This window comes from Phenylobacterium sp., assembly GCF_030654915.1.
Taxonomy (GTDB): domain Bacteria; phylum Pseudomonadota; class Alphaproteobacteria; order Caulobacterales; family Caulobacteraceae; genus Phenylobacterium.
In genome coordinates this window covers 1-8,980 of sequence record NZ_JAURWM010000114.1, presented here as the reverse complement: position 1 = coordinate 8,980, position 8,980 = coordinate 1, and the positions used below count along the sequence as shown (strand labels likewise).

The window sequence follows — 8,980 nt, the reverse complement described above, 5'->3', positions numbered from 1 at the left end:
GGCCAGACGCTGGGCCAGTTCATGGAGAGCCGGATCTTCAAGCCGCTGAAGATGACCGATACCGCGTTCAGCACCGGCCAGGCCAAGGCCTCTCGATTGGCGGCTGTGTATATCGCCAATCCGGAGACCGGGAAGATCGAGGAGGCCAAGACCCTGTTCGGGTCTCCCGTGCCGACCTACGTCAGCAAACCAGGCATGGAATCCGGCGGCGGCGGCCTGGTCTCGACCGCCACCGACTACGCCCGGTTCGCCCAGATGATCGTCAATGGCGGAGAGTTGGACGGAGTGCGCATCCTGGCGCCGGCCACCGTTGAGCTGATGGGGACGAACGTCATTCCGGAGGCCGCCCTGGTGTCCTCCAACGGCTCGGTGAGCAACAGCTTCAATCCGCACGTCGGCTTTGGCCTCGACTTCATGGTGGTCACCGATCCGCGCAAGGCTGGAACGCTGGAAGGCAAGGGCACGATGAGCTGGGGCGGCGCGGCCGGCACCTGGTTTTGGGCGGACCCGACCAATGACGTGGTCTTCGTCGGCATGATCCAGCGCTATGGCGGAACCGGCGGCGATGATCTGGGCGCCCTCACGCGGACCTTGGTCTATCAGGCCCTGACCGATCCGGCGAAATAGACGCAGCTCATGCTGAGCTCCTCTCCCTCGGGAGAGGCTAGGTGAGGGGGCGACGCGCAGCGGCGCATCGCCCCTGGCCGCATCGTCATGGGTCGGCCAGCCTTGCCTTGACTTTCCGGCCCCCACATGCGGTCTTCCGCGCCTCATTTTCAGCCGTTTGCGACTCCAAAATGCACGCCTACCGCAGCCATACCGCGGGCGCTCTTCGCGCCGCCGACACGGGTAAGACCGTCCGCCTTTCGGGGTGGATTCACCGTAAGCGTGACCATGGCGGGCTGGTCTTCATCGACCTGCGCGACCACTACGGCCTGACCCAACTGGTGATCAGCCCCGAAACCCCCGGCTTCGCCACGGTCGAGCGCCTGCGCGCCGAGAGCGTGATCCGGATCGACGGCGACGTCGTGGCCCGTTCGCCTGAAACCGTGAACGCCAACCTGCCGACCGGCGAGGTCGAGGTGCGCGTGCGCACGGTCGAAGTGCTGTCGGAAGCCGCCGAACTGCCGCTGCCGGTCTTCGGCGAGCCTGACTACCCCGAAGAGATCCGGCTGAAGCACCGCTATCTCGACCTGCGCCGCGACACCCTGCACAAGAACATCGTGCTGCGCTCGAAGGTCATCCATTCGATCCGCAACCGCATGATCGCCCAGGACTTCCTGGAGTATCAGACGCCGATCCTGACGGCCTCGTCGCCGGAAGGCGCGCGCGACTTCCTGGTGCCTTCGCGTCTGCATCCATCCAAGTTCTACGCCCTGCCGCAGGCGCCCCAGCAGTTCAAACAGCTGCTGATGGTCAGCGGCTTCGACCGCTACTTCCAGATCGCGCCCTGCTTCCGCGACGAGGACCTGCGTGCCGACCGCTCGCTGGAGTTCTACCAACTCGACGTCGAGATGAGCTTCGTCACCCAAGAGGACGTGTTCGCGGCCATCGAGCCGGTGATGCATGGCGTCTTCGAGGAGTTCGGCGACGGCAAGACCGTCACCCCGTACCCGTTCCCGCGCATCCCCTACCGGGAGTCGATCTCCAAGTTCGGCACCGACAAGCCCGACCTGCGCAACCCGTTGGTCATGCAGGACGTGTCCGAGCATTTCCGCGGCGGCGGTTTTGGCCTGTTCGCCCGCATTCTCGAAGACAGCAAGAACGCGGTCTGGGCGATCCCGGCGCCCAAGGGCGGCAGCCGTGCCTTCTGTGACCGCATGAACAGCTGGGCCCAGGGCGAGGGCCAGCCGGGCCTCGGCTACATCTTCTGGAGTGAAGACCAAGGCGCCTGGGGCGGCCCGATCGCAAAGAATCTGGGTGCTGAAGGCACGGACGCTGTGATGGGCCAACTGGGCCTGGGCCGTGGCGACGCGGCCTTCTTCGCCGCCGGCGACCCGAAGGTCTTCTATAAGTTCGCCGGCTCGGCCCGGACCAAGGTCGGTACGGATCTGAACCTGATCGACGAGACCCGCTTCGAGTTCGTCTGGATCGTCGACTTCCCGATGTTCGAAATGAACGAGGAGTCCAATCACGTCGACTTCTCACACAACCCGTTCTCGATGCCGCAGGGCGAGATGGAAGCGCTGGAAACCAAGGATCCCTTGGATGTCCTGGCCTACCAGTACGACATCGTCTGCAACGGCTACGAGCTGTGCTCCGGCGCGATCCGGAACCATCGCCCCGAGCTGATGCTGAAGGCCTTCGAGATCGCCGGATATGGCCCTGAAGTGGTCGAGGAAGAGTTCGGCGGCATGCTGAACGCCTTCCGGCATGGCGCCCCGCCGCACGGTGGTCTGGCCCCCGGTATCGACCGCATCGTCATGCTGCTGGCGGGTCAGACGGCCATCCGCGAGGTCATCGCCTTCCCGCTGAATCAGCAGGGCCAGGATCTGCTGATGAACGCGCCGTCCGAGGTGCTGGATAAGCAGCTCAAGGAACTACACATCCGTCTCGCCCCGCCGATCAAGATCTAGGGGAGGCTTCCACTGTGGTCCGGCAGCCCTGAAAGGGCTGTCAGGGCCTCAGTCGACCTGGACGAGGTAGCGCGGCGCGGCCGGCGGCGCTGGCGCCCTGGGCGGGGCTGGAGCGGCGTAGCGGACGCGCGGTCCGCCGCGGCAGCCCTTGGCCACCAAGCCCGAGGGAACCCTGGTCGAGGCGTCGGCGCAGGCGTCGTCCAGTTGATCCTGCTCCAAACCCCGCACGCGCGACAGATCCACGCCGATGATGTTGGCGGCGTTAAGACTGGCCCCACGGAAGTCGGCGCCGGCGAAGGTCGCGCCGGTCAGGTTGGCGGCGCTCAGGTCGGCGTCCCGGAACGAGGCGTTCTCGAACGCGCCGGCTGTGAAGATCGCACCCGTCATCGCGGAGTCACGGAAGTTCGCACCCCGCGCATTGGTCTTGCTGAAATTGGCGGCGGGCATTTCGGTCGCCTGCAATCGCGCGTCAGTCAGGTTGGCGCGGGAGAAATTCGAGCCGGCCGCCTCAGCATCTCGCAAATCGGCGCGGGCGAGATTGGCCGAGCTGAAATTGACACCCTTGGCCTCGACCGACCGCAGCCGCGCGTCGGCCAGCACTGCGTGACTGAAATTGGATCCCACCATCTGGGCGTCCGACAGATCGGCGCGCGAGAGGTCCGCGCCGGAGAAGTTGGCCCCCATGAAGCGGGCGTCGCGCAGGTCCGAGCCGACCAGCGCCGCGCCAGCGAAATTGGCGCCGACGAACTGAGCGCCGTTGAGTTTGCGGCCTGACAGTTCGCACTTGGCGCAGGCGCCGCCAAACGACACCATCCGCGCCACGTCCTTGTCGCCCATGCTCGCGCTGGCGACGCTGGGGGCGAGCGCCGAGGCGGCGCTAAAGAGTGCGGTCAGAGTAAGGGCGAAGCGGCGCAGACGCGGTGTCATGGCTCGGGTCGTTGGGTCCATGGTCGGAGATGTGCCCCCGGCGCAGGTCAAGTGCTACTTAATTCGCGGTAATTGTCAGCAGCTTAGCCGTGGCCGCGAACCTTTGAAGTCCCGGGTTCGGCGAGGCCATGCGCGGCGGAGCCGTATCGGCGACACGTCTTGTGCGCGGTCGCTCGCCATCAGGACAAAATTGATCGCCCTAGGCGTAGTGGCTGAGAAAATCGGCCTTGAGCCCTCAAGCGCCCGATTGGCCAATTTAGCCGGTCATATCCCCGCCGTGTTGGCCGGCGCGGGTTCCGCAGGTCTCGCAGATCAGGCTGGCGCCCTTGCGGACCACGGCGACGTCGCCGCAAGCCGCGCAGACGTCGGCCTCCACCGTTCCAGCCCCGGCCCCGCGTGAGGCGCTGGGCAGGAAGACCAGATTGTCGGGCGCCGCGCCTCTGGCGAAGCCGCGGGAGATGAAGTGGGAGGCTGGCTGCGGCTCGTCGGCTTCCTCGAACTTGCCGTGCCCCAGGCCGTCGGCGTTCAGTTCGCCAGGATCGATATTGGCCAGGTCTTGGCGCCCTAGATACGAGACGCCCAGCTCACGGAACAGATAGTCGAGGATCGAGGTCGCCGAGCGCACCGAGTCGTTGCCGGTCACCGGACCCGCCGGCTCGAAGCGGGTGAACACGAAGGCGTCGACGAACTCCTCCAGCGGCACGCCATACTGGAGGCCGATGGAGATGCCGATAGCGAAGTTGTTCATCAAAGAACGGAAGGCGGCGCCTTCCTTGTGCATGTCGATGAATATCTCGCCGAGCTCGCCGTCGTCGTATTCGCCGGTGTGCAGGTAGACCTTGTGGCCGCCCACCGCGGCCTTCTGGATGTATCCCTTGCGACGGTCGGGCAATTTGCGGCGCGTGCGTTCGCGCTCGACGATCCGCTCGATGATCCGTTCCTGGGTGGGGCGCTCTCCGGCCTCGGGTGCGGCTTCGCGTGTCGTCCGGGGCGCGGGCTCGGCGATCTTCGGCAGGTCCAGGACGAGATTGGCGGGCGCGGCGGCGCGGCGGACGCGGATGGCGGGCACGCCGGCCTGGGCGGCCAGCACCATGAGGTCGCCGGCCTCGGCCGGAGTGGTGTCCCACTCCAGTTCGACCTCGGCCATGGCTGGCATGGCCAACGCGTGGCCGATCGCGGCCAGCAGCGCGAAATAGGGCGCGGGGCCAAGGTCGTCCGCGGGCTGGAACACCGCCTGCTGGGCCGGGGTCAGGAAGTCGGCGTCGGCCAGCGCGCCCGACCCCAGCGCATAGTCCTCGGCCAGGGCGATCTCGGCCTCGGTGAAGCCAGCCTGTTTGAGCACGTCGAAGTTCGGATTGGCGAGGTCGGCGTCGGTCGCGCCCAGGACGTCGCATAGGAAGCCGGCGTCGATCCCGGCGAAGGCCTCGCGCAGGTTTCCGGCGAAGGGGAGGGCGGCCTCGGCCTGGGCGATCTCGTGATCGGTGAAGCCGCGCGCGTTGAGCGCGGCGTGATCGACGCCAGGGGCCTCCGAGAGGTCAAGGCGGCCGAGCAGGTGGCCGCGTGCCTGGGCGAGGTCCGCGCCGACGGCGGTCAGGCCCTGGAGGGCGGCTTCGGACAGCACCCGGGTCAGGGGGCCGTCCTCGGTCTGGGCGACGGTGATCGGGCCGAGCCACGGCGCGGCCGAGGGGCCGACGCCGCCGAGCCGTAGAGCGATCTCCGGGTCGTCGAACACGGCCACGCCGCCGTTGAGTTTGGAGCCCGAGGCGATGGTGGCCGAGGCCGCGCGGCGATAGAGATCCCGAGCGGCGTCCAGGCCAGCTTCAGACGCATAGGGCAGGCCCTGGGCCACCAGCCAGTCGGCGACGCCGGCTAGGCCGAGCGCGGCGGGGCGCTGGTCGCCGGCCACCGCGAGCGCGGTCGCCAGCAGAGCGACCGCGGCGTCGAATCCCGCCGTGTCGAAGTCCGATCCAGCCCCGAAGGCCAGCACATTGACCGCGCCGCGCACGCCACCGTAGGCGGCGGCTACGCCTCGGCCGGCCTCCGGCGAGAAGGCGGCGGCGACCGCGCCGGTTTCCCAGGCGGCGCCGGCCAGCGACGCCTCGGGCGCGCGGCTGGTGACGCAGATTAGGTCGAGTCCGTCGAGGTCGTTGAAAAATGGGAGCTTCGCGGCCCACTCGCTCTCGCCCGACTGCGCCAGGCTGATTGCTTCGAGGATCATCGCGTCGCTGGCGCCGGCGGTCCGGGCGGCTTCGGCGCTGCGGGCCAGATTGGCGTTCGCGCGTGGATCGGCGCAGGCGGCGGGATCGCCTTCGCAGCGCAGGACACTGTCCATCACCGCCTGTAGACGCACGCCCATCTGACGGACAGCGGCGCGCGCCATGGCCTGGCCGCGATGCTCGGCCCGCAAGCTGCCCAGCAGTCCTTCGAACTCCGGCTCGCCGGCCTGGACGACAGGAGGGTGCGGCAGAGAGCGTGGCCCGCTGAGGGTCAATTGTCCGGCCAGCATGGCGGCGGCGAGGTCGCGGCGGAAACCTGCGCGGGCCCTGGCGGTGTCGAACACGCCCGCGGCGTCGCCGCGCAGCACCAGATCCTCGGCGTAGCGGAATACGGCGGCGGGAAGGTCGGCGTCCTCGCCGAGCCAGTCGAGCCAGGCCTCGACGCGCGCGTCGGTCCATGAGGCTGGGGCCAGCACTTGCGCCACGCTGGCCGCGCGCTCCAGCGTCCGCCGTTCGATCCTAGCCGCCTCAATACGCATGAATGGCTCTCCTAGAACGTGAGTCTAGGCAGAGGCGCGCGGCCGGGCAATACATGTTGCGGTCTTGGGCCTGGCTATCCCCAACATATTGCGTCATTCGCGCCGCTGGACGCTCGCGGGTGGGACACCTATAGTCCGCGCGCTCTCTGCTCTGTCCGGAATTCCCAAACGTGCTCAAGAATATCTTCACCTGGTGGAACGGCGCGACCATCGGCATCCGTTTCACCCTAGGTCGCCGTGGCGTGTTCATCGGCAAGGACGAGCTGGGAAACAGCTATTACGAAGCCAAGGACACCAAGGATTCGTATGACGGCCGCAAGCGCCGCTACGTGGTCTACAACGGCTATGCCGAAGCTTCGAAGGTGTCGCCCGATTGGCATGGCTGGCTGCACCACACCTTTGAACTGCCGCCGACGGTTGAGCCGTTGAAGCGCCAGTCGTGGGAACGCGACCACATTCCGAACCTGACCGGCACCGTTCATGCCTGGCGTCCGCAGGGCTCCATCGCCCGCAGCGGCGAGCGTCAAAAGGCCACCGGTGACTACGAGGCCTGGCGGCCCGAATAGTCATGGCGCGGGTTCGCACCATCGCTGTCCTACTGGTCCTGAGCGCGACTTCCGCGGTCGCGCAGCCTGTCCCGGCGCCAAGCAGCCCATCACCGACGCCGCTCGCCCCTCCCGTCAGCGCCGCGCCGCCAGCCACCTCGGCTCCGGTTCCGACGCCGCCAGCAATAATCGCTCCGCCTGAGGAGGCGCCGCCGGTCAAGGTGATCGCGCCGCCGCCGGTCGTCGCGCCGCCCGTGATTGACGAAAAAGAAGTGACCGCCGCGCCGCCGCCCAAGGCGACGGTGGCGGTCAAGCCGGCGGAAGCCGCCATCAAGCGCGCTCGCTACGACGTGGCGGTGATCCACGCGTTGGACAAGATCTCGGCCGAATCGATTCGCTTCGAAGCCGCGGTCGGCCGCCCGGTTCGCTACAAGAACCTGGTCTTCACCGTGAAGGCCTGCGAACGCTCGGCCGGGGACGAGGCGGTCGAGGATGCGATGGCCTATATGACCGTCGAATCCCAGCCGCGCTCAGCCCCAGGCAAGCCCACGCCGCCGCCGCGCCAGACCTTCCGGGGCTGGATGTTCGCCTCGTCGCCCGGCCTGCATCCGCTGCAGCACCCGGTCTATGATGCGTGGTTGATCACCTGCAGAGCCGCCGCGCCCGTTCCTGTCGCCGCCCGCTGAAAGTCGGCCGCCACGGTCAGCGCCCGGGCGAGCCGGCGCTGATATTCGGCGCGAGGGATCTCCTGCGTTCCGAACTGCGTCAGATGTTCGGTGATGAACTGGGTGTCCAGCAACTGGAAGCCATCGGCGATCAGCCGCGCCACCAGATGGACCAGGGCGACCTTCGAGGCGTCGGTCTGGCGCGAGAACATGCTCTCACCGAAGAACGCGCCGCCTAACGATACGCCGTAGAGACCGCCTACCAACTGGCCCTCGTGCCAGCATTCGACGCTGTGGGCGTGGCCGATCTCGAAAAGCTGGGCGTAGAGGTCCTCGATCGCGCCATTGATCCAGGTCTCGGTGCGGCCGGGCTTGGACTCTGCACATTCCAGCACGACCTGCGGGAAGGCGGTGTCGAACCGGATGTCAAAGGGATTGCCCCTGACCGTGCGGGCAAGACGCCGGGAGACGTGAAACCCGTCCAGCGGGATCACGCCTCGTTTTTCCGGATCGACTAGGAAGACGCTTTCGTCTTCCCGCGCATCGGCCATCGGGAAGACGCCGCGCGCATAGCACTCCAGAAGATCGCGGGGGCCGAAGGTTTCCATGCGGCCTTGACGGCGATCCTCTAAGCCTCTGCCTGCGCCTTCATCCACCGTTCCAGCCAGTGGATGTCGTACTCGCCGGCCAGGATGTCGGGTTGTTGCAGCAGTTCTTGGAACAACGGGATCGAGGTTTCGATACCGCCGACCACCATCTCGTTCAGGCAGCGATTGAGGCGCGCGATGCATTCCTCGCGGTCGCGGCCATGGACGATGAGCTTGCCGACCAGGCTGTCGTAGTCGGGCGGGACCGAGTAGCCGGCGTAGAGCGCGCTATCGAGGCGTACCCCCAGGCCGCCGGGGGCGTGGAAATCGGTAACCAGGCCCGGCGAAGGGGCGAAGGTCTTCGGATTTTCGGCGTTGATCCGGCACTCGATGGCATGGCCTTCGAAGACGACGTCCTCCTGGCGGAACGACAGCGGCAGGCCCGCGGCGATGCGGATCTGTTCGCGGACCAGGTCAATGCCGGTGATGGCCTCGGTGACGGGGTGTTCGACCTGCAGACGGGTGTTCATCTCGATGAAGAAGAACTCGCCGTTCTCGTACAGGAACTCGATGGTGCCGACGCCCAGATAGCCGATGGCCTTGACCGCATCGACCACGACCTTGCCGATCTTGGCGCGAGCAGCGGCGTCGATGACGGGCGAGGGGGCTTCTTCGAGCACCTTCTGATGGCGGCGCTGCAGTGAGCAGTCGCGTTCGCCCAGATGGCAGACATTGCCGAACTGGTCGGCGATGACCTGGATCTCGATGTGGCGCGGGGTTTGGAGGTAGCGCTCCATGTAGACCGCGTCGTCCCCGAACGCCGCGCGGGCTTCGGCCCGGGCGGTGGAGACGGCTTCGTAGAGGTCTTCCTGGGTCTGGGCGACTTTCATGCCGCGACCGCCGCCGCCGGCGGCGGCCTTGATCA

At 67.2% G+C, this 8,980-nt stretch carries 8 protein-coding genes; 4 read left to right on the top strand and 4 right to left on the bottom strand.

Features of this window, described 5'->3' with window-relative positions; all coding sequences use genetic code 11:
- Together Q7T84_RS06010 and aspS are read left to right on the top strand one after the other, a co-directional pair.
- The coding region (locus Q7T84_RS06010) for a serine hydrolase (protein ID WP_304806841.1) at nucleotides 1-627 on the top strand (627 nt) is incomplete at its 5' end.
- Between the two features lie 170 nt (nucleotides 628-797).
- Nucleotides 798-2,576 carry an aspartate--tRNA ligase gene (gene aspS / locus Q7T84_RS06005; protein ID WP_304806840.1) on the top strand — a complete coding sequence of 593 codons (1,779 nt, stop codon included), beginning with the start codon at nucleotides 798-800 and terminating at the stop codon, nucleotides 2,574-2,576.
- A 48-nt stretch (nucleotides 2,577-2,624) separates the two neighbouring features.
- Here the strand turns inward: aspS and Q7T84_RS06000 are convergent, their stop codons facing one another.
- Both Q7T84_RS06000 and Q7T84_RS05995 read right to left on the bottom strand, forming a co-directional pair.
- Nucleotides 2,625-3,503, bottom strand: a complete 879-nt coding sequence (locus tag Q7T84_RS06000) for a pentapeptide repeat-containing protein (RefSeq protein WP_304806839.1) — start codon at nucleotides 3,501-3,503, stop codon at nucleotides 2,625-2,627.
- A 256-nt stretch (nucleotides 3,504-3,759) separates the two neighbouring features.
- Nucleotides 3,760-6,258: a ribonucleotide reductase gene (locus Q7T84_RS05995; protein WP_304806838.1), complete on the bottom strand. Its 2,499-nt coding sequence runs from the start codon at nucleotides 6,256-6,258 to the stop codon at nucleotides 3,760-3,762.
- 170 nt (nucleotides 6,259-6,428) lie between these two features.
- Between Q7T84_RS05995 and Q7T84_RS05990 the strand changes: the two genes are divergently transcribed.
- Together Q7T84_RS05990 and Q7T84_RS05985 are read left to right on the top strand one after the other, a co-directional pair.
- Nucleotides 6,429-6,824 (top strand): NADH:ubiquinone oxidoreductase subunit NDUFA12, encoded by a 396-nt coding sequence (locus Q7T84_RS05990; RefSeq protein WP_304806837.1) that lies wholly within the window; start codon nucleotides 6,429-6,431, stop codon nucleotides 6,822-6,824.
- A 200-nt stretch (nucleotides 6,825-7,024) separates the two neighbouring features.
- Nucleotides 7,025-7,489, top strand: a complete 465-nt coding sequence (locus Q7T84_RS05985) for a DUF2155 domain-containing protein (protein WP_304806836.1) — start codon at nucleotides 7,025-7,027, stop codon at nucleotides 7,487-7,489.
- On the opposite strand, the gene aat is transcribed toward Q7T84_RS05985, so the two are convergent.
- Nucleotides 7,429-8,076: a leucyl/phenylalanyl-tRNA--protein transferase gene (gene aat, locus Q7T84_RS05980; protein ID WP_304806835.1), complete on the bottom strand. Its 648-nt coding sequence runs from the start codon at nucleotides 8,074-8,076 to the stop codon at nucleotides 7,429-7,431. The two genes, Q7T84_RS05985 and aat, sit on opposite strands and share 61 nt — an antisense overlap.
- A gap of 20 nt (nucleotides 8,077-8,096) precedes the next feature.
- The coding region (locus Q7T84_RS05975; protein ID WP_304806834.1) for an ATP-grasp domain-containing protein at nucleotides 8,097-8,980 on the bottom strand (884 nt) is incomplete at its 5' end.